Below are 21,857 nucleotides of genomic sequence, written 5' to 3'. Positions count from 1 at the left end.
TCGGGTGACGAATGTGTGAACGGATGCCGCCTCAGGCGCCGGTGGTCTCGCGCGGTGCGGGGAGCTGATCCTCTTCGTACACGTTGAAGCGGTACCCGACGTTCCGGACCGTGCCGATGAGCTGCTCCAGGTCGCCGAGCTTCGCGCGCAGGCGTCGCACGTGGACGTCGACGGTGCGCGTGCCGCCGAAGTAGTCGTAGCCCCAGACCTCGCTCAGCAGTTGCTCGCGCGTGAAGACGCGTGAGGGGTGCGTGGCGAAGAAGTGGAGGAGCTGGAACTCCTTGTAGGTCAGGTCCAGGGGCTTCCCGTGCACCTTGGCGGAGTAGGAGGACTCGTCGATGGTGATGCCCGAGGTCTGGATGCGGGTCGACACCTGCTCGGAGTTCTGCCGGCCCACGGCGAGGCGCACCCGCGCGTCGACCTCCGCGGGCCCGGCGGTGACGAGGATGACGTCGTCGACGCCCCAGTCGGGCGAGACCGCGGTGAGGCCGCCCTCGGTGACGATGAGGATGAGCGGGGCGTCCAGGCCCGTGGTGTTGAGGATCTTGCACAGCGACTTCGCGCCGACGAGGTCCACGCGCGCGTCGACGAAGATGATGTCCGCGCTCGGGGCGTTCACCAGCTGCGCGGGCTCGGCGGGGATCTGTCGCACCCGGTGGCTGAGCAGCTCGAGCGCGGGCAGGGCGGGGCCGACTCCGTGCGCGGAGCTCAGGACGAGCAGCTGGGCCAAAAGTCGCCTTCCGGACTCTTCGGGGAATGCGTCGTGCGGGATCAGTCTAGAGCGTTCCCGCGCACGCTCCCGCGCCGGATGCGGTCGGGGGTGGGCGCGCGGGGCGTCCTGGGAGACAATAGCGGGATGACCGTGTCCGACATCATCCCGCGCCGTTCGCGTGCCGGCATCCTCTCGGTGTGGATCGTCGCGGCGATCGCGGGGCTCGCGATCGGCCTCTTCGTGCCGACGGACCTCCGCGCCCCGTGGCTGGCGGTCGCCCTCGGGGCGTGCCTCCTGCTCGGCTTCGCCGTCCAGCTCGCCGGCGGTCGTTCGCACGGCTTCACCGTCCGGGTCGCCGCGAGCGTCGTCGGCGCCCTCGCCGTGCTCGGCATCGTCAGTCTCGGATTCGGGCTGGCGGCGGTCGTCCCGGGCTAAAGTAGCGACATGGACCTTCTCGCGCTCGAAATCTTCTTCCTGGGGCTTCTGGGCCTGGCATCGGTGGGGATCGTGTTCGTCTCCGGTGTGGTGGTGAAGAACCTCTACCGCGGTCAGCGCTGAGCGGGACGCCGTGATCGATCTCCCCACCGACCTCCCCGCCGATCTCGTCCCCCTCTCCTGGCTCATCGGAGTGTGGGAGGGCAGCGGCGTCATCGACTACGCGGGAGGCGATCTGTCGGGCGAGTTCACGCACCGCGTGAGCTTCAGCCACGACGGCGGCGACTACCTGAACTATGCGGCGTCCGCGTGGATCGACCGCGAGGACGGCGGCCGGACGCCGCTGGTGTCGGAGGTCGGGTACTGGCGTCTGACGCGGAACGCCGGGGATGCGGACGCGGGCCCCGCGCTCCTTCCGCCGACGGCGTCCGCGGAACCCCGGACCGTCGAAGACGTCGAGCGGCTGCGCAACGACGCCGACGGGTTCGACATCGAGGCGGCGATCGTGCACTCGGACGGTATCAGCGAGCTGTACCTCGGCCAGATCCGCGGTCCGCGGATCGATCTGGCCACCGACGCCGTCGTCCGGCCCGCGACGGCCAAGGCCTACGCCGCCGCGACCCGCATGTACGGGCTGGTCGACGGACACCTGCTCTGGGCGTGGGACATCGCCGCCCTCGGCCACGAACTCGCCTCCCACGCCTCCGCGCGCCTCGCGAAGGTCGCCTGATGGCCCACGCCGCCGCCTTCTCCGCCGTGCCCGGCGCGGTGATCGTCGACGACGTCCTCCAGCACGTCGGCAACCCGCTGGGCGAGCAGCGCGCCCTCGCCCGCGGCACCGCGCTGGCACCGTTGGGTGATCGCGCGGTGATCGCCGTGGACGGCGAGGACCGGCTCACCTGGCTCGACTCCCTGACCTCTCAGGCGCTCGCTCGACTCGCACCGGGGGAGTCCACCGAACTGCTCGTGCTCGACCCGCAGGGTCGCATCGAGCACGTCGCAGCCGTGGTGGACGACGGATCGACCGCGTGGCTCATCGTCGACCGCGCCGATGCCGAGGGCCTCCTCGCGTGGCTCACCCGGATGCGCTTCCGTCTGCGCGTCCAGCCGAGATCGGCGGATGCCGAGGTCGCCGTCGTCGGCGGCGCCCCCGACGCGCTCTCCCAGGTGGCCCCCGCCGCGCCCGCCGGCACGCCCCTGGTCTGGCACGATCCGTGGCCCGCGATCACCCCGGGAGGACACGGATACGCCGCGGTGGATCCGCACCCGGGCTCCGAGCGGCGCTGGGCCGAGGCCCTGGTCTCGATCGAGGAGCTCGATCGGATCGCCGGTGACGCGGCATCCGGTGCCGTCGACCTCGCGGGCGTCGTCGCCGCCGATGCTCTGCGGGTGGCGGCGTGGCGACCGCGCTGGTCCGGAGAGGTGGACGAGCGCGCGATCCCGCACGAGTCCGACTGGATGCGCACCGCGGTGCACCTGTCCAAGGGCTGCTACCGGGGGCAGGAGACGGTGGCGAAGGTGCACAATCTCGGGCACCCGCCCCGCCGCATGGTCGCTCTGCAGCTCGACGGGAGCGACGCCGCCCTTCCCGAGCACGGCGCGGTCGTCCGTCGCGACGACGACGAGGTCGGAATCGTCACGTCGGCGGCGCGTCACTTCGAAGAGGGTCCCATCGCCCTCGCGGTGCTCCGGCGCGGGGTGCCGGTGGACGCGGCGTTGACCGTCGACGTCGAGGGCATGCGGATCGCGGCGGCCCAGGAGGTCATCGTGCCCCCGGATGCCGGAGCCACGGCGAACGTGCCGCGGATCACCCGGCTGTCGCGTCGCGCACGGGCGACGTGAGCCCGCGGCGCGGTTCCGGACGCGGCCCCGGTGCTGCCGATGCCGATCCGCAGGGCCCCGCCCCGGTGACGCTGCCGATCCGCACGGGCTGGCAGGCGCGTCTGGACCCGACGCCGGCGCTCCGCCGCGTGCGGGACTCCGCGATCCCGATCGTGCAGATCGTGGTCGCCGCCACGGCCGCGTATGCGGTCGCCGCCTACGTCTTCGGTCACCCCGCGCCGCTCCTGGCCGCGACCGTGACGGTGTCGAGCCTCGGGCTCGTACGCGACGCGCGACCGCGCCGCGTCCTCGAGACCGTCATCGGGATGCTCGTGGGCATCATCGTCGCCGAACTGCTCCTTCTTGTGGCGGGGTCGGGGTGGTGGCAGCTCGCCCTCGCCCTCGGCGTGACCCTCGTCGTCGCGCGCTTCCTCTCCGCGCAGGCCTCGTTCGCGATCGCGGCCGCCATCCAGTCGCTCATCGTCATGATCGTCCCCGCGAACGCGCCCTTCCTGCGGCTCGTGGACGGTCTCATCGGCGGTGTGGCGGCGCTGCTCGCGACCGCTCTCATCCCGCGTGACACGGTGCGCATCGAGGTGCGCGATGCGCGGGCCGTGCTGGGGGCGATCGAGGGGGCCGGGACCGCGCTCGTCCAGGCCCTGCGCCGCGGCGACCGGCGCCGCGCCGAACGCGGTCTCGAGAAGGCGCGGGCGATCCAGCCGATCGCCGACGGGTGGCGGGCGTCTGTCGAGTCCGGCCTCGCGATCGCGCGGATCTCCCCGTTCCTGCGTCGTCAGCGCTCGGAGCTCGTGCGCCACGAGTGCGTGCGGGAGGCGGTGGAGCTGGCCGGAAGGAACCTCCGCGTCATCGCCCGGCGCGTGGTCTATCTCTGCGACGACGGCACCCCGCGCCCCGTGGCCGCCGACATCCTCGCCGAGACGCTCCGCGCCGTCCGGGTCCTGACCGACGCCCTCGACGACATCTCGCTCGAGCCGGTCGCGCGGTCGCAGCTCGCGGCCGTCGCCGCCCACCTGGACCCGGCCGAAGTGACACCCGGCGCCTCCCTCGGGGATCAGAACCTCATCGCCGCGATCCGGCCCTTCGTGGTCGACCTCCTGGTCGCCACCGGGATGCCGCCGGGGGAGGCCCGTGCTGCGGTCCCGCGCATCTGATCCCGGGCGGTCGACCGTCAGCCGGGCGCGACCGCGTCCCACGCGACGGTGATCTCGCCGAGTCGGGCGCGGCGGCGCTCGTGCACCGGCCAGCCGTGTGCCGCGACGGCGTTCGCGGTCGCGACCCATCGCTGCCTCGGTCCGAAGGCGCCGAGGCCCGCGGCGCGCTCCCACTCGGCGTCGAGGGCGGCGAGGAAGCGGTGCACGCCCTCGCCCGGCACGTTGCGATGGATGAGCGCCTTCGGCAGTCGCTCCGCCGCCACGAGGGGGGAATCCAGCTCCTCCAGGCGGAGGGAGAACGTCAGGGTGCGGGGGAGGGCGTCGGGCCCCACCGCGATCCACGTGCATACGCGCCCGCGCTCGTCGCACGTCCCCTCCACGAGCAGTCCGTCCGGTGCGAGTCGTCCGGCCATCTGCGACCACGCCGCCGCGACATCCGTCTCGTCGTACTGGCGCAGCACGTTCATCGCGCGGATGACTCCGGCCGCGCGGCCGTCGGGAAGCGGCACCTCGAAGCCGCCGCGCGCGAAGTCCACGCGGGCGTCCGGGGCGAACGCCGTCCCGCCGGCCCGTACCTCGGCGAGCTGGCCCCGGGCGCGCTTCACCCGCTCCGGATCGATCTCGAGTCCGAGCACCTCGACGTCCGGCCGTGTGCGGGCCAGACGCGCGTGCAGCTCGAAAGCGGTCACGCCGCTGGCGCCGTAGCCGAGGTCGACCACGAGCGGATCGGCGAGGCGGCGCAGCTCGGCGCGCGTGGCGATCCAGCGATCGATGCGGCGAAGCCGATTGGTGTGGGTCGTCCCGCGCGTGATGCGGCCCACGGGACCGCGAGCGGGAGCCATCCTTCCATCATGTCAGCGGGGAACCGGTGGCGATGTCGGCGGCCGGGAGGCGACGGATGCGCCCGATATCATGGGGCCCATGACTGCGCCTCACACGCTGATCCTCCTCCGCCACGGCCAGAGCGAGTGGAACGAGCTCAACCTCTTCACCGGGTGGGTCGACGTCCGCCTGACCGAGCAGGGCAAGGCCGAGGCCGCCCGCGGCGGCTCGCTGCTCGCCGAGGCGGGCCTCCTTCCCGACATCCTCCACACCTCCCTCCTGAGCCGCGCGATCCAGACCGCGAACATCGCCCTGGATGCCGCCGATCGCCTCTGGATCCCGGTGACCCGCTCGTGGCGCCTGAACGAGCGTCACTACGGCGCCCTGCAAGGCAAGGACAAGGCGCAGACGCTCGAAGAGTTCGGTCAGGAGCAGTTCATGCTCTGGCGCCGCTCGTTCGACGTGCCGCCGCCCGAGCTCGCCGACGACAGCGAGTGGAGCCAGGTGGGCGACCCGCGTTATGCGGGAATCGACGGGGACGTGCCCCGCACCGAGTCGCTCAAGCTCGTGATCGACCGGCTGCTCCCGTACTGGGACGAGGCGATCGCGCCTGACCTGCGCTCCGGGAAGACCGTGCTCGTCACCGCGCACGGCAACTCGCTGCGCGGACTCGTGAAGCACCTCGAGGGCATCAGCGACGCCGACATCGCCGAGCTGAACATCCCCACCGGCATCCCGCTGGTCTACCGCCTGGACGAGAACCTCGTCCCCCTCGCTCCGGGCGAGTACCTCGACCCCGAGGCTGCGGCGGCGGGAGCTGCGGCTGTGGCCAACCAGGGCAAGAACTGACCTGACGAACGACGGAGCCGGATGCCTCTTCCCGAGGCATCCGGCTCCGTCGTTCGTGCGTGCGGTCAGGCGAGACCGGTCACGGTCTCCGTCGCGATGTCGAGGGCGCCTGTGGGAGCGGTCCAGTCGCCGGTGGAGAGGTAGGCGACCTTCTTCGCCACCGAGACCGCGTGATCGGCGAAGCGCTCGTGGTAGCGGCTCGCGAGGGTGGCGTCGACGGTCGCGGCCGCCTCCCCCTGCCAGCTGTCGCTGAGGACCTTCTCGAAGACGGCGACATGCAGGTCGTCGAGATCGTCGTCGGCGTTGCGGATCTCCTCGACGAGGGCGAGTTCCTGCGTGCGCAGCAGCTCCGTGAGGCGGCGGGCCACCTCGACGTCCAGCTCGCCCATCTTCAGGAACGTCGACTTCAGGCCCTTGGGGATGGCCCGCTCCGGGAAGCGCATGCGGGTGAGCTGGGCGATGTGCTCGGCGATGTCGCCCATGCGCTCGAGGGACGCCGACATCCGCAGGGCGCTCACGACGATGCGCAGGTCGCGGGCCACGGGCTGCTGGCGGGCGAGGATCTCGATGGCCATCTCGTCGAGGGCGAGGGCCTTCTCGTCGATGACGGCGTCCGCGTCGATGACCTCTTCGGCCAGCGCGACGTCGCTCGTGCCGAACGCGCGGGTGGCCTTGTCGATGGCGATGGTGACGAGCTCGGAGATCTCGACGAGGCGGTTCTGCACGTCCTCGAGGGACTGGTGGAAGACTTCGCGCATCCGTGGGACCTTTCTGGATTCCGGGCAGGCGATCGCCTGGCGACGCTGGCGATGATCACCGGCGAAGGTTAACGGGCGGTGCCTGCCCGGTGAATAGTACCCGCACCCCCGGACGGCGGCCGAGACGCCGTCCGCGCGGAGCGCGCCGACACCCTTACGCTGTCACCATGGATTCGCTGCAGCTCGCGCTGCTCGCCCTCCTCGCCGGCATCGTGATCGGGGGCTCCCTTGCCGCACTCGTCGTGACCTCGCTCCGGATCAGGGACCGGGCGCGGGCCGAGACGTCCCGCGAGATCCCCGAGGGGGTCCGCGAGGTCCTCCAGGGGATGGACGACGCCGCCCTGGTCGTCGACGCCTCCTTCACGGTCCTCGCGCTGTCGCCGACCGCCGCCCCGTTCCATTTCGCGCTCGGCGGATCCCTGGCCAGCGAGGAACTGCGCGACGCGATCCGCGTCATCCGCGGCGGCCAGTCGTCCTGGTCCGGCTCCCTCCGCCTCCAGCGCGGCGCTCCGCCCGCCGAACCCCGCCTCGTCGCCGCCCGGGCGACCCGCATCTCGCCGCGGCTTACCCTGCTCGTGCTGCACGACATCACCGAGCGCGAGCGGGTGGAGCAGATGCGGCGCGATTTCGTGGCGAACACGAGTCACGAGCTGAAGACGCCCGTCGGGGCGGTGAGTCTTCTCGCCGAGGCGATCGAGTCGGCCGCCGACGACCCGCCGCAGGTGCGGATCTTCGCCACGCGCCTCTCCGCCGAGGCATCGCGCCTCGCTCAGCTCACGTCCCGCATCCTGAACCTCTCCCGGCTGCAGGCGTCGGACGAGCTCACCGATGAGCGCGACGTCCCCATCGACGAGGTCGTCGCGTCCGCCGTCGACGCCAACGCGATCCTCGCCGACTCGGCCGGCGTCAGCGTCGTACGGGGCGGGGAGCGCGGGCTCTACGTACGCGGCGACGCCCAGGTCCTCGGCGAAGCCGTCGGGAACCTCGTGGCGAACGCCATCGCCTACTCGCCGCGGGGGTCCAAGGTCGGCGTCGGCGTCAGCCTGACGGACGCGATCGTCGAGATCGCGGTCACCGATCGCGGCATCGGCATCGCCGAGGGCGACCAGGAGCGCGTCTTCGAGCGGTTCTACCGTGCCGACCCCGCCCGCGCCCGGCGGACGGGGGGCACGGGACTCGGCCTCGCCATCGTCAAGCACGCCGTCCAGCGTCACGGAGGCGAAGTCCGCCTGTGGTCGCGTCCGGGACGCGGCTCCACCTTCACCATCCGACTGCCCGCCGCCGACGCCCCCGCCGACCATAGCCCCGAGCGCTCCGAGCGCCGCCGCAAGCGCGCGCGCAAGGTCGCCACACCCGTGCCCGCGGCCCTGCCGACGCGCACCGAGAACGGAGACACCGCATGACCGCCGTCCTGATCGTGGAGGACGAGCCCGACCTCGCCGACCCGCTCGCCTACCTCCTGCGGCGCGAGGGATACGAGGTCGAGATCGCCGAGGACGGCCCTGCCGCCCTCACCGCCTTCCGCGAGCGCGGGGCGGACATCGTGCTGCTCGACCTCATGCTGCCCGGCATGCCCGGAACGGAGGTGTGCCGCCAGATCCGATCCAGCTCCACCGTGCCCATCGTGATGCTCACCGCCAAGGATTCCGAGGTCGACATCGTGGTGGGCCTGGAACTCGGCGCCGACGATTACGTCACGAAGCCCTACTCCTCCCGGGAGCTTCTCGCGCGGATGCGGGCAGTGCTCCGGCGCTTCTCCCAGCGGGAGGCCGAACTCGACGAGCGTGTGCTCGAGGGGGGACGCGTCGTCCTCGACATCGACCGCCACACGGTGGCCGTCGACGGGCGCGAGATCAACATGCCCCTGAAGGAGTTCGAGCTTCTCGAAGTTCTGATGCGTAACGCCGGCCGCGTGCTGACCCGCGGTCAGCTGATCGACCGCGTGTGGGGCAGCGACTACTTCGGCGACACCAAGACGCTGGACGTGCACATCAAGCGCATCCGCTCGCGGATCGAGGAGAACCCCGGATCCCCGACGATGCTCGTCACCGTGCGCGGGCTCGGGTATCGCTTCGAGGGCTGACGTCGCCCGGAACGACGAAGGGGCCGGCATCCGAGCGGATGCCGGCCCCCTCGTGTACCCGGGTCACTCCTGCGGGACGAGAGGAGCGAGGTAGTCGAGTTCGCCGTCGAGGACCGGGACGGCCAGGAGCATGCCCTCGGCGTCACCGGACTGGAAGTACCCCGGGATGTTCGCGCCGGGGGGAGTGTCGAGCCCCTCCACCAGGAGCGGCTCCTCGCCGTCGGCGCCGAGGCTGATGGTGGTGCGCGCCGGGACGCGCAGCTCGAGGTCGATGGTCGATCCTTCGCCCAGCTCGACCACGAGGGTGTGCGCGGTGTCGGTCGGGTTGACCACGGCCGCCACGAAGTTGCCGACCGCGCCGGTCTCGTCGGCCACGATGAAGGCGTTGCGGACCTCGAGGGGACCGGAGTCGAAGACGTTGACCCCCTCTGCCGCCGAGTACTGGATCGTGGTGGACTGCGGCGTGAGGAAGGTGCATCCGGTAGCTCCGAGGACCACGGCGGCACCCAGAGCCGCCGACGCGATCAGGCGCGGGCTCCTGGCGGGGCGTCCTTCGCCGATGCGGCGGCGTGTCGAGATCACGGATCCTCCTGATGTGGGGGTTGCGGCTTCCCCATGCATTCTAGGGGCTGGATCCTCGCGCCCGCGTGGCACGCCCGGCCCGGGGGCGGAGAACCTTAGCGTATAAACGCTGTGGTAGTCTGGAGTTTGCCGAAAGGACATAACTCCATGCTTTTTGAGGTTGGCGAGACCGTTGTCTACCCGCACCACGGGGCGGCGACGATCATCGAGGTCAAAGACCGGATTATCCGGGGCGAGACCAAGAAGTACCTGAAGCTCAACGTCACCCAGGGAGACCTCGTCATCGAGGTCCCTGCCGAGAACGTCGATCTGGTCGGCGTCCGCGACGTCATCGGCAAGGAGGGCCTGGACCGCGTTTTCGAGGTCCTGCGCGCCCCCTTCACCGAGGAGCCGACCAACTGGTCGCGCCGGTACAAGGCGAACCTCGAGAAGCTCGCGTCCGGCGACGTCATCAAGGTCAGCGAGGTCGTCCGCGACCTGTGGCGCCGCGATCAGGACCGCGGTCTGTCCGCGGGAGAGAAGCGGATGCTCGCCAAGGCGAAGCAGATCCTCATCTCCGAGCTCGCCCTGGCGGAGAAGACCGACGAGGAGCGCGCGAGCGTCATCCTCGACGAGGTCCTCGCTTCCTGACCACGCCGGTGACCGCGCGCCGGTAGCGTGACGGTGTGAGCATCGCACCCGTCCCGCGTCTGGCCGTCATCGTCGTCGCCGCCGGTTCCGGCACCCGCCTGGCGGCGGGAGCCCCGAAGGCCTTTGTCGGCATCGACGATCGCTCCATCCTGCATCACGCGCTGCGCGGAGTCTTCGCCGCGCCCGAAGCGCAGGTCGTCGTCGTTGCGCCGGCCGGTCGAGAGGGCGACGCGCTCACCGAAGTCGCCGCGACCGCGGGGGACCGCGCGGACCGCGTGACGGTCGTCGTGGGCGGGGAGACCCGCCAGGCATCCGTCGCCGCGGGCCTCGCGGCGCTCTGGGCCGATGTCGAGGTCGTGCTCGTCCACGATGCGGCGCGCGCGCTCACCCCGCCGGAGGTCTTCTCGCGGGTCGCCGAGGCCGTCGATGCGGGCGCGGCGGCCGCCGTCCCGGCCCTGCCCGTCGTCGACACCGTCAAGCGTGTGGCCGCGGGACGTGTGGCGGAATCGGTCGATCGGTCCGATCTGGTCGCCGCGCAGACGCCGCAGGGATTCCGACGTGACGTCCTGGCCTCGGCGTATGCCGCCGCGGAGGCGGACTTCACCGACGACGCGGGGCTCGTCGCCGATCGGGGGGAGACGGTCGTCGTCGTCGCGGGCGATGATCGTGCCTTCAAGATCACGACTCCGGCCGACCTGCTCCGCGCACGCGCCCTCCTCGACGACGCGGCGCCGCAGACGCGATCGGGCGCATCGATCGAGCCCCCGTCGGTCGCGACCCCGCGGGTCGGATTCGGCAGCGACGTGCACGCGTTCGGCGGCGGGGGCGATCTGTGGCTGGCCGGGCTGCACTGGCCGGGGGAGGCCGCGCTCTCCGGGCATTCCGACGGGGACGCCATCGCTCACGCGATCGTCGACGCCCTCCTGTCCGCCGCGGGTCTCGGCGACATCGGCACGCACTTCGGCACCGACAAGCCCGAGTACGCCGGCGCCCACGCGGACGCGTTCCTCGGCCGGACCCGCGCGCTCCTCGCCGAGGCGGGGTGGCGGATCGGGAACGTCTCCGTCCAGGTCCAGGCACGCCGTCCGCGCTTCGCCGCGCGTCGGGTCGAGGCCGAGCGCACGCTGTCCGCGGCTCTCGGGGGCGCCCCGGTGTCGGTCTCGGCCACCACGACGGACGGACTCGGATTCACGGGACGCGGGGACGGGGTCTCCGCGTTCGCCGTGGCCCTCGTGCTCCCGGCCTGACCCGGTCAGATCAGCAGGCCCCCATCGTCGAGACGGCGGGTGAAGTAGGCCGAGAGCGGGTCGGCGACGTAGTCGTCGAAGGGCGCGCACGCGGTGAAGCCTTCGCTGAGATACAGCGTCCGCGCGGCGAGGAACTCCGGGCCGGACCCGGTCTCGAGCCAGAGGCTCCGCAGCCCGCGATCCCGGGCCGACGTCATGATCTGCCGCAGGAGCGCACGTCCGACACCGCGACCGAGGAAGCGCTCCTCCACACGCATCGACTTCACCTCGCCGCGCTCGGCGTCCAAGATCTTCAGGGCGCCGACGCCGGCGAGTTCGTCGTCCACGTACGCGGTCCAGACGGTGACCGAGGGCTGGCGGAGGGCCTCTGCATCCAAGACGTGACAGCTGTCCTCGGGAGTCTGCGCCCGCATCTCCGCCTGGTGACGGGCGACGAGGTCCCGTGATGCGGGGGAGGTCAGGTCATCCACGACGATCGTCGGTGCCGGCATGGGTTCAGGGTGCCACAGCACTGTTTCGCCCGCGTGACGCGCGAACGACGGTGACGGCGTCGATCCGCTATCCCTCGACGGCGAAGGGTGCCGCGTCCCTCGGCGTCCGAGAGCCCCACGCGAGGAGCGCGAGACCTGCTCCGAGCACGGCGAGGCCGATGATCGCGAGGATCGACAGCCGCTCGTCGAGGACGACGATGCCGAGGACCGCGGCGGTCAGCGGTTCGCCGAGCGTCAGTGTCGCCGCGGTCGCCGCCGTCAGTCCGCTGAGGCCCCATGTGAACAGCACGTAGGCGACCGAGATCGTCGCAAGGCCCAGCCACAGCGCCATCACGAGGCCCGCGGGTGTCTGCATCCACGCCAGATCGACGAACGGCACCGCCAGGACGCTCACGGCCGCCGAGCTCGCTCCCATCGCGCCGACGACGGTGAACGGGTCCCACCCCGCATCCAGCAGTCGGCGCTGGGCGTTGGCGATGACCGCGAACGACGCGCCCGCTCCGAGGGAGCCGAGGAGACCGATGCCGTCGGTGCCGCCCGTTCCTCCCGCAGATCCGCCGAAGCCGAGGAGGACGACGCCGGCGGTGGCGAGCGCGGTCGCGGCCATCCACGTCGCGCTCGGCATCCGACGCGTCAACGCCCACTCGAGGAGGCCCGCCAGGATCGGCGCGGACCCGAGGGCGACGACCGTGCCGACGGCGACGCCGTTGCGCTCGGTGCCGAGGAAGAACAGCGGCTGGTACAGCGCCAGGCACAGGCCGGTGAGGACCATGAGGGAGAGCGGACGGATGCCGAACGCCGCGCGCGGGCCGTCGGAGCGCCGCGCGTGCCGGGCCGCGAGGAGGAAGGCGAGGAGCGCGAGACCCGTGCCGCCGATCACCATTCGCATCACCCCGATCGACAGGGGAGTGGTCCCGGACGGACCCAGCGCCTGGGACGTTCCGGTGGTTCCGAAGAGCATCGCGGCGGCGAGGATGGCGATCACATGCACCGCTCCTTTCTACTGCCCCCACGGCGTCGCCACCGCCGCCGGTAGAGTGGTTCGGTGAACGTCCGACTCCACGACAGCAGCACGCAGAGCGTGCGCGCCTTCGTTCCGGCCGATCCGCGACACGTGACGATGTACGTGTGCGGGCCGACCGTGCAGTCCGGACCCCACATCGGGCACCTTCGCGGCGCCCTCGCGTTCGACCTCCTGCGACGCTGGCTGACCCACCGGTTCGGTCGGGTGACGTATGTGCGCAACGTCACCGACATCGATGACAAGGTCCTCCAGAACGCCACAGCCGACGAGCCGTGGTGGGCGCTGGCCTACCGCGTCGAGCGGGAGTTCACCGCCGCGTACGAGGCCATCGGCATCCTTCCGCCGACCTACGAGCCGCGCGCCACCGCATCGATCCCGCAGATGATCGAGCTCATCGGGCGCCTCATCGCGCGCGGGCACGCCTACCCGGCCGAGGGCAGCGTCTACTTCGACGTTCGCTCGTGGCCCGAGTACGGGGTCCTGACCAATCAGCGTCCCGACGCGATGGACTCCTCGCCCGACACCGACGCGGGCAAGCGCGATCCGCTGGACTTCGCGCTCTGGAAGGCAGCCAAGCCCGGTGAGCCCGACGACGCCCGCTGGGACTCGCCGTGGGGAGCGGGGCGGCCGGGCTGGCACATCGAGTGCTCGGCCATGTCGCGCCGCTACGTCGGGCCCGAGTTCGACCTGCACGGCGGCGGGCTCGACCTGCGCTTCCCGCACCACGAGAACGAGCGCGCGCAGTCCACCGCGGCCGGCGACGGCTTCGCCCGGTACTGGGTGCACAACGGCCTGGTGACGGTCGAGGGCCAGAAGATGTCGAAGTCCATCGGCAACGTCATCCTGGCCGCCGACCTCCTCGCCGAGCGCGACCCGCTGGTCGTCCGCTACGCCCTCGCGGCGGCGCACTACCGGTCGAACCTCGACGTCTCGGCCAAGGGACTCGACGAGGCGGAGGCGGCGCTCGGGCGGATCCGCGGGTTCGTCGAGCGCGCGTCCCGGCTCGCTGACGGGCGGGGATCGGATGCCGCACCCTCGCTGCCGGACGCCTTCATCGCGGCGCTGGACGACGACCTCGGGGTGCCGCAAGCGCTCGCCGTCGTGCACGACGCCGTCCGCGCCGGCAACGCGGCCATCGACGCGGACGACGCGGACGGGGCGCGAGAGGCGCTCGGACAGGTGAGCGCCATGATCGGCGTCCTCGGCCTCGACCCCCGCGACCCGCAGTGGCGGACCGCCGACACCTCCGTCGAACAGGCGGCGCTCGACGCGCTCGTGCAGACGATGATCGACCAGCGCGCCCGTGCGCGCGCAGACAAGGACTGGGCGAGCGCCGATCGGATCCGCGATGCCATCGCGGCTGCCGGCATCGCCCTCGAAGACGGTCCCGCCGGGACCCATTGGAGTGTAGGACATGGTTAAGCCAGGGCGCCCCGGCGCGAGCAAGGGCAAGAAGAAGGGCCCCACGAAGGGCACGGGCGGACTCGGGCGGAAGTCCCTCGAGGGCAAGGGACCGACGCCGAAGGCCGAAGACCGCGCCTGGCACGTCGCCGGCAAGCGGAAGGCCGCCGCCGAGCGCTACGCCGCCGCCGGGGGCAAGGGCAAGCCGGGCGCGAAGCCGGGTGGGCAGGGCCCGCGCGGGCAGAAGGCCAAGAGCGCGGACGACACCGAGACGGTGACCGGTCGCAACTCCGTCCTCGAGGCGCTCCGCGCGAAGATCCCCGCGACGGCGTTCTACATCGCGCAGCGCGTGGAGATGGACGACCGCGTCAAGGAGATGCTGTCCATCGCCACGCACCGCGGCATCCCTGTGCTCGAGGTCACGCGGCCCGAGCTCGACCGGATGGCCGGCTTCGACGGCGTGCACCAGGGCGTGGCCCTGAAGGTGCCGCCCTACGAGTACGCCCACCCCCAGGACCTTCTCGAGAAGGTGATCCACTCGAACCGCACGCCGCTCTTCGTCGCACTCGACGGCGTCACCGATCCGCGCAACCTGGGCGCGATCATCCGCTCCACCGGTGCCTTCGGCGGCCACGGTGTCATCCTGCCGCAGCGCCGCTCGGCGAGTGTGAACAGCGCCGCGTGGAAGACCAGCGCCGGTGCCGCCGCCCGCATCCCCGTCGCGCTGGCGGCCAACCTCACCGCGACGCTGAAGGACTTCAAGAAGCAGGGCGTGTTCGTGCTCGGTCTCGCCGGCGACGGCGACGTCTCCCTGCCGGCCCTGGAGCTCGCCGACCGCCCGGTGGTCATCGTCGTCGGGTCCGAGGGCAAGGGTCTGTCACGACTCGTCGCCGAGACGTGCGATCAGATCGTGTCGATCCCGATCGACGCGGCGACCGAGTCCCTCAACGCCGGCATCGCGGCATCCGTCGCGCTGTACCAGGTGTCGACGCTGCGGGCGGCGCCGCGGGAGAGCTGACGCCGCCCGCGCCGCGTCACTCGCCCTTCTTGTACTGGTAGGGGTTGTAGAGGACCTCGAACTCGGGGATCTCGGGGTGCTGCCCGGCGATCCAGTCGTCTCCGACCTCGCGCTCGAGGTACGACACCGTGTCTTCGAGCTTGGCCTTGACGCCGGAGAGGTCTCCCGCCACCAGGCGTCCCTCGCTCTTGACGATCTCGCCTCCCACGAGGACGGTGTGCACGTCACCGCGCTGCGCCTGGTAGACGATCTGGCCCCAGGGGTTGATCAGGGGCGCCCAGGTGGCCGAGTGCTCGTTCTTCAGGAGCACGACGTCGCCGAGCTTGCCCTTCTCGAGCGACCCGATCAGGTGGTCCTTGCCGATCGCCTTCGCGCCGCCGCGGGTGGCCATGTCCACCACCTCCTCGGCGCGGAGCTTCACGTGCGTGACGGTCTCGGCCGGTTCCTTGAGGTGCGCGGTGTAGTGCTCGAGGGCCCGATCGGCGTTGACCGTCGCCCGCATCGCCGAGAACAGGTCGGCGCTGAACCAGACGCTGGTGTCCACCGACAGGGACGCGGGGATGCCGTACCGTCGGAGCTGGTGCACGGGGGGATACCCCTGGCCGCAGGTGTCCTCCGACTCCGTCGCGAGCGACACGTTGCCGCCCGTCGCGGCGATCTTCTGGTACGACTCGGCCGAGAGGGAGGCGGCGTGGACGTAGGTGTACCCCTCCTTCATCACCCCCGCGGAGTAGGCGTTCTTGATCCCCCAGTCGTTCGTCGCGCCCCAGACCCCCGCGTGCGTGGTGACGGGGAGCCCCAGCTCCTCGGCGACGCGGTAGGCGGCGAGCTCCGGGAACTGCTCGTCCTGGTTCGGGACGTCGAAGGCGATCTGCGTCCCGAACATCCGCGAATCGTCGCGTGAGCGGACGAGGAGATCCTGGATGGCCGGGTCCGCGGTCCACTCCCAGGGGCTCTGAGCGAGGTTCCCGTAGGCCAGGACGAACCGCCCGGGCGAGGTCGCGAGGGCCTCGTACGCGGCTTCGCCGTGGTCGAGGGTCCGCAGGCCGTGCGACCAGTCCACGCTCGTGGTCACACCGGACTCGACGGCGTCGAGCGCGGAGATGAGGTTGCCGGCGGCGACGTCTTCGGGGCGGAACTTCGCTCCGTGCTGCAGGTAGTACCAGACGAAGTACTGCGTGAGGGTCCAGTCGGCGCCGTAGGCGCGCATGGCGGTCTGCCACATGTGCCTGTGGGTGTCGACCATGCCGGGCATGACGATGCCCCCGGTGGCGTCGATCTCGAAGGTGCCGTCCGGCACGGTGAGATCGACGCCGACATCGGCGATGGTCCCGTCGACGACCAGCACGTCGCCGCGCGGCAGGACGGTGTGCGCATCGTCCATCGTGAGGACGATGCCGCCCCGCAGGACGACGGGCTGACCTCGGGTGGGCAGCGGTGTTTCGGACATGGACGCTCATCCTCCTTGATTCGCGATGGGTGGGGTGTGTCGGTCAGGGATGCTCCGGAACGAGGGGCAGGTCGCGTCGGGTGACCTCCGCGATCGCCGACCAGTCGAGGTCTGCCAGCGCCGGGTCGGCCAGAGCGGTGTCGAAGACCCGCATCAGAACGGGAAGGGTCGGCGGATGCACGTCCCCGGCGGCGGCGACGGCGGCGGCCAGCTCGAGGTCCTTCCGGCCCAGGGAGATGTGGAACCCGGGCGGATCGTAGGCACCGGAGGCGATGATCGATCCGTAGCCGGTGTAGACCACTCCGCCGAAGAGCGTCTGGGAGAGCAGGGTGGTGAACAGCTCCGGGTCCACGCCCCAGCGCTCTGTCATCGCGACGGACTCGCCGATGGCCTGCATCGCGTGGATGATGTTGTAGTTCACGGCGGCCTTCACCGCGTGCGCGACGGCCGCGCGCTCGGCCACACGCCACACCCGTACCCCGAGCACCTCGAGGAGCGGGCTGACCGCGTCGACCGCCTCGACCGGTCCGGCGGTCATGATGTTCAGCTTCCCGTCGGCGGCGGCGGCGGGTCGTCCGAGCACGGGAGCGGCGATGTACGTCCCCCCGGATGCGGCGACGCGCTCGGTGAGCGATGCGCTCAGGTCGGGGGAGATGGATGCCGTCATGACGACGGTCCGCCCGCGGGTGGCCGCCAGCGCTCGGGCGTCGAGCACCGCCTCCACGGCACGGTCGTCCGCGAGCATGCAGATCGCGACATCCGAGGACAGCGCCTCCGCCGGTGTCGCGGCCGCGCGCCCCCCTCGGGCGACGAGCGGCTCGACGGCGCCGGCGGACCTGTTCCACAGGACGACGTCGTGGCCGGCGTCGATGAGGCGGCCCGCCATGGCCGAGCCCATCGCGCCGAGCCCGAGGAATCCGACGGTGCTCATTCCTCGCCCCGACCCCACGTGGTGTTGCGGTGGGACTGCGCGTCGCGGTTGACGTTCAGCGGACCGTCGACGGTGTAGTACCGCCGCCCGGCGACGATGAGCTCCTCCGCCGGAAACTTCGTGATGACCTCGCAGCCGTCGGCGGTGACGACGACCTCCTCCTCGATGCGCGCTGCGCCCCAGCCGTCGGAGGAGGGCCAGTAGGTCTCGAGGGCGAACACCATGCCCTCCTCGAGCACTTCGGGGTGGTCGAAGGACGTCAGTCGCGAGAAGATCGGCTTCTCCCAGATCGACAGCCCGACGCCGTGGCCGTACTGCAGCGCGAAGGCGGCCATCTCGTCCGGGAACCCGAACTCCTCGGCGCGAGGCCACACCGCGGCGATGTCGGCCGTCGTCGCTCCGGGCCGGACCAGGGCGATGGCCCTGTCCATGTATTCGCGGGCGCGGGTGTAGGCATCGCGCTGCGCCGTGCTGGCGGAGCCGACCGCGAACGTCCGGTAGTAGCAGGTGCGGTAGCCGTTGAAGCTGTGCAGGATGTCGAAGAACGCCGGGTCGCCGGGGCGGATCAGGCGGTCGCTGAAGACGTGGGGGTGCGGGGAGCAGCGCTCGCCGGAGATGGCGTTCACCCCCTCGACGTACTCGGAGCCGAGGTCGTAGAGGGTCTTGGCGACGACGCCGACCGCCTCGTTCTCCCGCACGCCCGGACGCAGGAACCGGTGGAGCTCCTCGTAGGCGGCGTCGACCATGCCCGCCGCCTGGGTGAGGAGGCGGATCTCGTCGCCCGTCTTGATCCGGCGCGCCTCCATGAACACCTGCTGGCCGTCGACGACCTCGATGCCCTCGCGCTGGAGAGCGATGAGCACCGGCATCTCCACCACGTCCACCCCCAGGGGCTCCCCGGCGAGGCCGAATCTCTCCAGTTCGCGCTTGATCTTGCGGGCGACGTCGCCGGCGAGGTCGGCGTCGGGCGGGAACGCCCCCCGCAGCGTCGAGATCCCCGCGCGTGCGCCGCTCTCGAGGCGCGGGCGCTTCGCGCCCTCGTGGGGGGAGTGCGGGTCGGCGTCGGCCTCGGCGGTGGTGACGTCGAGCCAGGGGTTGTAGAGCGCGTGATGCTTGGCGGCGGAGCCGAAGTCCCACACGATCGGATCGGTCTTGCGGGTGAGGAGGGCGAAGCGGATCAGCTTGTCCATCGCCCAGGTCCCGATGTGGGTGCCGCTCATGTAGCGGATGTTCGAGAAGTCGAAGGCGAGGACGGCGCCCAGGTGCGACCGGTCGAGCTCGGCGTGCAGCCGCGCCAGCCGCTCGTCGCGAAGACGCTCGAAATCGACGCGTGCCTCCCAGTCGACCGCGGCGGTCCCCGTGGTTCCGGTGTTCTTCATCGAATCCTCCTCACGCGCCGAGGGCTTGACGTCGTCGCGCCCGTCGGGTTGACTCCAGTAAAGCTGTACTGGACATGCCTGTCCAGCCCTACTTGTTTCTCGAGGAGGAGAAGTGAGCGCACGCACCATCGTCATCGTCGGGGGGACCTCGGGGATCGGCCTCGAACTCGCGCGCGACTGCATCGCCCGCGGCGAGCGGGTGGTCCTCACCGGCCGGGATGCCGAACGCGCCCGGGCGGTCGCGGCGGATCTCGGCGAGGCGGCCACCGGCATGGCGCTCGACATCTCCCAGCCGCACGGCGTCGCTGCGAGCCTCGCGGGCGTCGGGCCGGTGCACGGTCTGGTCCTCGCGGCCATCGAGCGCGACGCGAACACGGTGCGCGAGTACGACGTCGACCGGGCGATGCGGCTCGTGACGCTCAAGCTGGTCGGATACACCGCCGTCGTCCGTGCGCTCCTGGATCGAATGGAAGACTCCGTCGACACGGGCATCGTGCTGTTCGGCGGCCGGGCGAAGGATCTGCCCTACCCGGGCTCGACGACCGTATCGACCATCAACGGCGGGGTGACCGGGCTCGTGAACACGCTCGCGCTGGAACTCGCCCCCATCCGGGTCAACGCCGTGCATCCGGGAATCATCGGCGACAGCCCGTTCTGGGCGACCAAACCGGCGGGCGTCCTCGAGCAGTACGAGCGGCACACTCCGGGCGGGAGGCTGGCCACGATGGCGGATGTCGTGGACGCGACGCAGTTCCTGCTGCGCAACAGGGGCGTCTCGGCGGTCAACCTGCACGTCGATCGCGGAACCGCACTGCTGTAGGCGACGCGCCTCCCGGGGAGCGTGAAGTGCTGCTCTACAATGACGGGACCCGCGCCGCCCGGCTGCGGTCGGAAGGCGAGGCATCGTGAGCGACAGTCTCGGAGCGCGCCTGCGCGAGGTGCGAACGGCCCGTGGCCTGAGCCTGCGCTCGGTGGCCCAGGCCCTCGGCGTCTCGGCATCGCTCCTCTCGCAGGTCGAGATCGGGCGCACGCAGCCGTCGGTCTCGACGCTGTTCGCCCTCGCCGCGCACCTCGGGGTCTCCCTCGACGATCTCGTCGGTCGCGATTCCGGGGTCCCCGGCGCCGCGGATGCCGCATCCGCCGCGCCGGTCGCCGGAGGCCCCGCGGCGACCACCGTCCAGCGGTCGAGCGAGTACCCCGTCATCGAGATGGAGAACGGCGTCCGCTGGGAGAAGCTCGCGGCCACCGCCGACGGGCCTGCGGACGCGCTGCTGGTGACCTATCAGCCGGGGGCGAGCAGCTCGATCGAGGGCAAGCTCATGCGGCATGCGGGCGTGGAGTACGCCTACCTCCTCGAGGGCGAGCTGACGCTGCAGCTGGAGTTCGACACGTTCACTCTGGGCGCCGGCGACTCGCTCAGCTTCGACTCGATGCGGCCGCACATGTTCTCGAACCTCTCGGACCGCCCGGCGAGAGGTGTCTGGTTCGTGTTCGGGCGACGCGCGCACAACCTCGCCGCGCCCGCCGCACCCGGTGTCCTCGTCGAGCCTGCGGTCCCGGCATCGGCCGTCGACGTCCTCCGCGCGATGGAGCGGATGGACTGATCGCCGGCGGGGTGACACCCCGTCTCAGACGGTCGCCGCAGCGGTGCCGGTCGGCGCGCCGTGCCGTGCCGGGCGACGCTCCGTCGCCCGCGGATCGATCAGGGTCTTGATCTGCGTGCGACCTCCCTCGAGCAGTGGACGGAGCGCGCCGTCGACGAGGTCGTCGAGCGGGAGCACCGTCGCCGCGACGTCGGACCAGTCCCCGCGCGCGGCGAGCAGCCGCACCGCCTCCGGGACGTCGGTGGCGAAGACGTGGGCGACCGTGCCGACGATCGTGTACTCGCGGAGCGTCCACGAGCCGAGGGGGAGCGACGGCTCTCCGCGCTGGATCCCGACCGGAACGATCGTCGCTCCCGGCGTCGCGGCGGAGAGGATCGAGTGAAGACCCGCCGCGGACCCGGACACCTCGAAGAACACCTCCGGATCGAACCCGCGCTCGGCGAGGACGTCGGCGAGCGGGGCGGACCCGGCGACCATCGTCTCGGCGGCGCCGAGGGATCGGGCGAGGTCCCGGCGCGCAGGAGTGGTGTCCACGACCAGCACCCGGGCGCCGGTCGCCGCCGCTGCGTGCACGATGAACGCGCCGATGCCGCCGGCGCCCACCACCACCGCGTCCTGCCCGGCGCGCAAGCCGCTGCGCCGCACGGCGTGCACGGCGATCGCCATGGGCTGCGTGAGCCCGAGGGTGTCGGGGGGAAGGCCCGAAGAGCCGACATCGAGGACGACGGATGCCGGGGCGACGACGAACTCGGCGAGGCCTCCGTCCAGGCCGAAGCCGAGGGTGAGATACGACCGGCAGAGGTTCGTCCGTCCGGTCCGGCAGGGCCGGCACTCACCGCACGACACGCCCGCGCCGCAGACGACCGGCGTCCCGGGCGGGAGGCCGGAGACACCGGGCCCCGTCTCCTCGATCGTCCCGGCGAACTCGTGCCCGAGGATCACCGGGGGGCGTGCGAGCACCCGTCCGCGACCGAACTCGGTCGCATCCGACCCGCAGACCCCGGTCACGGCGACGCGGATCAGCACCTCGCCGGCGGAGGGCGTCGGCCTCGGCACCTCCTCGATGCGGAGGTCCCCGACGTCGTGGAGGACCGCGGCCCTCATGGTCCTCACCGCAGCGTGCCGTCGGTGAGCGGCAGCTGCGCGGCGGCCCGCTCGGCGAGCATCTCCGACAGGTGCGCGTCGTACACCGCGAGATGCGCGGGGTGATCGAGGTAGGTGTCCAGATCCTCGGGACGCGCGACGACCGCCGCGACGGCGTAATCCATGCCCCCGGGTCGCAGGTGCAGGTTGGGACCGGCGACATAGGAGAGCAGCTCCGGAATGCCGGCCGCCATCTCGCGCAGCGCCGCGGTGAGGCGATCCACGTCCGCGTCGGTGACACCCTCGCGGAAGCGGAAGGAGACGAGGTGGAGGATCATGCGGGCCCGCTCTCTTCGTCGACGTCG

General features: G+C 71.6%; 24 protein-coding genes. 13 read left to right on the top strand and 11 right to left on the bottom strand.

Annotated elements, in window-relative coordinates:
- Positions 1-31: 31 nt before the first annotated feature.
- A complete protein-coding gene (locus ABXJ56_RS01825) occupies positions 32-730 on the bottom strand; it encodes a response regulator transcription factor (protein WP_353998037.1) in 699 nt (232 codons plus the stop codon).
- A 126-nt stretch (positions 731-856) separates the two neighbouring features.
- On the opposite strand from ABXJ56_RS01825, the gene ABXJ56_RS01820 reads away from it, so the two are divergent.
- The 4 genes from ABXJ56_RS01820 to ABXJ56_RS01805 all read left to right on the top strand — a co-directional run bounded on the left by ABXJ56_RS01820 (position 857) and on the right by ABXJ56_RS01805 (position 4,140).
- On the top strand, positions 857-1,147 hold the full coding sequence (locus ABXJ56_RS01820; protein WP_353998036.1) for a hypothetical protein: 291 nt from the start codon (positions 857-859) through the stop codon (positions 1,145-1,147).
- Between the two features lie 133 nt (positions 1,148-1,280).
- Positions 1,281-1,877: an FABP family protein gene (locus ABXJ56_RS01815; protein ID WP_353998035.1), complete on the top strand. Its 597-nt coding sequence runs from the start codon at positions 1,281-1,283 to the stop codon at positions 1,875-1,877.
- Positions 1,877-2,989 carry a CAF17-like 4Fe-4S cluster assembly/insertion protein YgfZ gene (locus ABXJ56_RS01810; protein ID WP_353998034.1) on the top strand — a complete coding sequence of 371 codons (1,113 nt, stop codon included), beginning with the start codon at positions 1,877-1,879 and terminating at the stop codon, positions 2,987-2,989. Before ABXJ56_RS01815 ends, ABXJ56_RS01810 begins: the two co-directional genes overlap by 1 nt.
- Positions 2,986-4,140: an FUSC family protein gene (locus ABXJ56_RS01805; RefSeq protein WP_353998033.1), complete on the top strand. Its 1,155-nt coding sequence runs from the start codon at positions 2,986-2,988 to the stop codon at positions 4,138-4,140. The genes ABXJ56_RS01810 and ABXJ56_RS01805 overlap by 4 nt, the downstream gene beginning before the upstream one ends.
- A gap of 17 nt (positions 4,141-4,157) precedes the next feature.
- On the opposite strand, the gene ABXJ56_RS01800 is transcribed toward ABXJ56_RS01805, so the two are convergent.
- Entirely contained in the window at positions 4,158-4,982 is an 825-nt protein-coding gene (locus ABXJ56_RS01800; RefSeq protein ID WP_353998032.1) for a class I SAM-dependent methyltransferase, read from the bottom strand.
- Positions 4,983-5,061: 79 nt separating this feature from the next.
- Here ABXJ56_RS01800 and ABXJ56_RS01795 point away from each other — a divergent pair, with 79 nt between their 5' ends.
- A complete protein-coding gene (locus tag ABXJ56_RS01795) occupies positions 5,062-5,811 on the top strand; it encodes a phosphoglyceromutase (protein WP_353998031.1) in 750 nt (249 codons plus the stop codon).
- Positions 5,812-5,876: 65 nt separating this feature from the next.
- Here the strand turns inward: ABXJ56_RS01795 and phoU are convergent, their stop codons facing one another.
- On the bottom strand, positions 5,877-6,569 hold the full coding sequence (phoU, locus tag ABXJ56_RS01790) for a phosphate signaling complex protein PhoU (RefSeq protein WP_353998030.1): 693 nt from the start codon (positions 6,567-6,569) through the stop codon (positions 5,877-5,879).
- A gap of 167 nt (positions 6,570-6,736) precedes the next feature.
- Here phoU and ABXJ56_RS01785 point away from each other — a divergent pair, with 167 nt between their 5' ends.
- A complete protein-coding gene (locus ABXJ56_RS01785) occupies positions 6,737-7,972 on the top strand; it encodes a sensor histidine kinase (RefSeq protein WP_353998029.1) in 1,236 nt (411 codons plus the stop codon).
- Complete coding sequence (locus tag ABXJ56_RS01780) at positions 7,969-8,652, top strand: response regulator transcription factor (protein ID WP_353998028.1); 684 nt, start codon at positions 7,969-7,971, stop codon at positions 8,650-8,652. The genes ABXJ56_RS01785 and ABXJ56_RS01780 overlap by 4 nt, the downstream gene beginning before the upstream one ends.
- Positions 8,653-8,715: 63 nt before the next feature.
- Here the strand turns inward: ABXJ56_RS01780 and ABXJ56_RS01775 are convergent, their stop codons facing one another.
- Positions 8,716-9,234: a DNA modification methylase gene (locus tag ABXJ56_RS01775; protein WP_353998027.1), complete on the bottom strand. Its 519-nt coding sequence runs from the start codon at positions 9,232-9,234 to the stop codon at positions 8,716-8,718.
- A 147-nt stretch (positions 9,235-9,381) separates the two neighbouring features.
- On the opposite strand from ABXJ56_RS01775, the gene ABXJ56_RS01770 reads away from it, so the two are divergent.
- Both ABXJ56_RS01770 and ispD read left to right on the top strand, forming a co-directional pair.
- Positions 9,382-9,864, top strand: coding sequence for a CarD family transcriptional regulator (locus ABXJ56_RS01770; RefSeq protein WP_053547905.1), 483 nt, complete (start codon positions 9,382-9,384; stop codon positions 9,862-9,864).
- A gap of 35 nt (positions 9,865-9,899) precedes the next feature.
- Complete coding sequence (ispD, locus tag ABXJ56_RS01765) at positions 9,900-11,111, top strand: 2-C-methyl-D-erythritol 4-phosphate cytidylyltransferase (protein ID WP_353998026.1); 1,212 nt, start codon at positions 9,900-9,902, stop codon at positions 11,109-11,111.
- A 5-nt stretch (positions 11,112-11,116) separates the two neighbouring features.
- Here ispD and ABXJ56_RS01760 read toward each other — a convergent pair whose 3' ends face one another.
- Together ABXJ56_RS01760 and ABXJ56_RS01755 are read right to left on the bottom strand one after the other, a co-directional pair.
- Positions 11,117-11,602: a GNAT family N-acetyltransferase gene (locus ABXJ56_RS01760; protein ID WP_353998025.1), complete on the bottom strand. Its 486-nt coding sequence runs from the start codon at positions 11,600-11,602 to the stop codon at positions 11,117-11,119.
- A gap of 67 nt (positions 11,603-11,669) precedes the next feature.
- Positions 11,670-12,593 carry a DMT family transporter gene (locus ABXJ56_RS01755; RefSeq protein WP_353998024.1) on the bottom strand — a complete coding sequence of 308 codons (924 nt, stop codon included), beginning with the start codon at positions 12,591-12,593 and terminating at the stop codon, positions 11,670-11,672.
- Between the two features lie 54 nt (positions 12,594-12,647).
- Here ABXJ56_RS01755 and cysS point away from each other — a divergent pair, with 54 nt between their 5' ends.
- Together cysS and rlmB are read left to right on the top strand one after the other, a co-directional pair.
- Positions 12,648-14,048 (top strand): cysteine--tRNA ligase, encoded by a 1,401-nt coding sequence (cysS, locus tag ABXJ56_RS01750; RefSeq protein WP_353998023.1) that lies wholly within the window; start codon positions 12,648-12,650, stop codon positions 14,046-14,048.
- Positions 14,041-15,045, top strand: coding sequence for a 23S rRNA (guanosine(2251)-2'-O)-methyltransferase RlmB (gene rlmB, locus ABXJ56_RS01745; protein ID WP_353998022.1), 1,005 nt, complete (start codon positions 14,041-14,043; stop codon positions 15,043-15,045). Before cysS ends, rlmB begins: the two co-directional genes overlap by 8 nt.
- Before the next feature lie 16 nt (positions 15,046-15,061).
- On the opposite strand, the gene ABXJ56_RS01740 is transcribed toward rlmB, so the two are convergent.
- The 3 genes from ABXJ56_RS01740 to ABXJ56_RS01730 are packed head-to-tail and all read right to left on the bottom strand — an operon-like array spanning position 15,062 to position 18,805.
- Positions 15,062-16,495, bottom strand: a complete 1,434-nt coding sequence (locus ABXJ56_RS01740; RefSeq protein ID WP_353998021.1) for an amidohydrolase family protein — start codon at positions 16,493-16,495, stop codon at positions 15,062-15,064.
- A 43-nt stretch (positions 16,496-16,538) separates the two neighbouring features.
- A complete protein-coding gene (locus ABXJ56_RS01735) occupies positions 16,539-17,426 on the bottom strand; it encodes an NAD(P)-dependent oxidoreductase (protein ID WP_353998020.1) in 888 nt (295 codons plus the stop codon).
- A complete protein-coding gene (locus ABXJ56_RS01730) occupies positions 17,423-18,805 on the bottom strand; it encodes a M24 family metallopeptidase (RefSeq protein WP_353998019.1) in 1,383 nt (460 codons plus the stop codon). The genes ABXJ56_RS01735 and ABXJ56_RS01730 overlap by 4 nt, the downstream gene beginning before the upstream one ends.
- 112 nt (positions 18,806-18,917) lie before the next feature.
- On the opposite strand from ABXJ56_RS01730, the gene ABXJ56_RS01725 reads away from it, so the two are divergent.
- Positions 18,918-19,625 (top strand): SDR family NAD(P)-dependent oxidoreductase, encoded by a 708-nt coding sequence (locus ABXJ56_RS01725; RefSeq protein WP_353998018.1) that lies wholly within the window; start codon positions 18,918-18,920, stop codon positions 19,623-19,625.
- An 85-nt stretch (positions 19,626-19,710) separates the two neighbouring features.
- Complete coding sequence (locus tag ABXJ56_RS01720; RefSeq protein WP_353998017.1) at positions 19,711-20,409, top strand: helix-turn-helix domain-containing protein; 699 nt, start codon at positions 19,711-19,713, stop codon at positions 20,407-20,409.
- 24 nt (positions 20,410-20,433) lie between these two features.
- Here ABXJ56_RS01720 and ABXJ56_RS01715 read toward each other — a convergent pair whose 3' ends face one another.
- Positions 20,434-21,513, bottom strand: coding sequence for a zinc-dependent alcohol dehydrogenase (locus ABXJ56_RS01715; protein WP_353998016.1), 1,080 nt, complete (start codon positions 21,511-21,513; stop codon positions 20,434-20,436).
- 5 nt (positions 21,514-21,518) lie between these two features.
- Positions 21,519-21,830, bottom strand: a complete 312-nt coding sequence (locus ABXJ56_RS01710; protein ID WP_353998015.1) for a Dabb family protein — start codon at positions 21,828-21,830, stop codon at positions 21,519-21,521.
- Positions 21,831-21,857 lie beyond the last annotated feature (27 nt).

Origin of the sequence: Microbacterium aurantiacum (genome assembly GCF_040532595.1) — a bacterium.
GTDB lineage: Bacteria > Actinomycetota > Actinomycetes > Actinomycetales > Microbacteriaceae > Microbacterium > Microbacterium chocolatum_B.
This window is presented reverse-complemented; position numbering and strand designations above follow the sequence as displayed.

Bases quoted from the DNA above. Each gene is read 5' to 3' on its own strand.
- ABXJ56_RS01820 (WP_353998036.1), top strand. From the start codon at position 857: ATGACCGTGTCCGACATCATCCCGCGCCGTTCGCGTGCCGGCATCCTC.
- ABXJ56_RS01810 (WP_353998034.1), top strand. From the start codon at position 1,877: ATGGCCCACGCCGCCGCCTTCTCCGCCGTGCCCGGCGCGGTGATCGTC.
- ABXJ56_RS01800 (WP_353998032.1), bottom strand. From the start codon at position 4,982: ATGGCTCCCGCTCGCGGTCCCGTGGGCCGCATCACGCGCGGGACGACC.
- ABXJ56_RS01795 (WP_353998031.1), top strand. From the start codon at position 5,062: ATGACTGCGCCTCACACGCTGATCCTCCTCCGCCACGGCCAGAGCGAG.
- phoU (WP_353998030.1), bottom strand. From the start codon at position 6,569: ATGCGCGAAGTCTTCCACCAGTCCCTCGAGGACGTGCAGAACCGCCTC.
- ABXJ56_RS01785 (WP_353998029.1), top strand. From the start codon at position 6,737: ATGGATTCGCTGCAGCTCGCGCTGCTCGCCCTCCTCGCCGGCATCGTG.
- ABXJ56_RS01780 (WP_353998028.1), top strand. From the start codon at position 7,969: ATGACCGCCGTCCTGATCGTGGAGGACGAGCCCGACCTCGCCGACCCG.
- ABXJ56_RS01770 (WP_053547905.1), top strand. From the start codon at position 9,382: ATGCTTTTTGAGGTTGGCGAGACCGTTGTCTACCCGCACCACGGGGCG.
- ABXJ56_RS01760 (WP_353998025.1), bottom strand. From the start codon at position 11,602: ATGCCGGCACCGACGATCGTCGTGGATGACCTGACCTCCCCCGCATCA.
- rlmB (WP_353998022.1), top strand. From the start codon at position 14,041: ATGGTTAAGCCAGGGCGCCCCGGCGCGAGCAAGGGCAAGAAGAAGGGC.
- ABXJ56_RS01740 (WP_353998021.1), bottom strand. From the start codon at position 16,495: ATGTCCGAAACACCGCTGCCCACCCGAGGTCAGCCCGTCGTCCTGCGG.
- ABXJ56_RS01735 (WP_353998020.1), bottom strand. From the start codon at position 17,426: ATGAGCACCGTCGGATTCCTCGGGCTCGGCGCGATGGGCTCGGCCATG.
- ABXJ56_RS01730 (WP_353998019.1), bottom strand. From the start codon at position 18,805: ATGAAGAACACCGGAACCACGGGGACCGCCGCGGTCGACTGGGAGGCA.
- ABXJ56_RS01715 (WP_353998016.1), bottom strand. From the start codon at position 21,513: ATGAGGGCCGCGGTCCTCCACGACGTCGGGGACCTCCGCATCGAGGAG.
- ABXJ56_RS01710 (WP_353998015.1), bottom strand. From the start codon at position 21,830: ATGATCCTCCACCTCGTCTCCTTCCGCTTCCGCGAGGGTGTCACCGAC.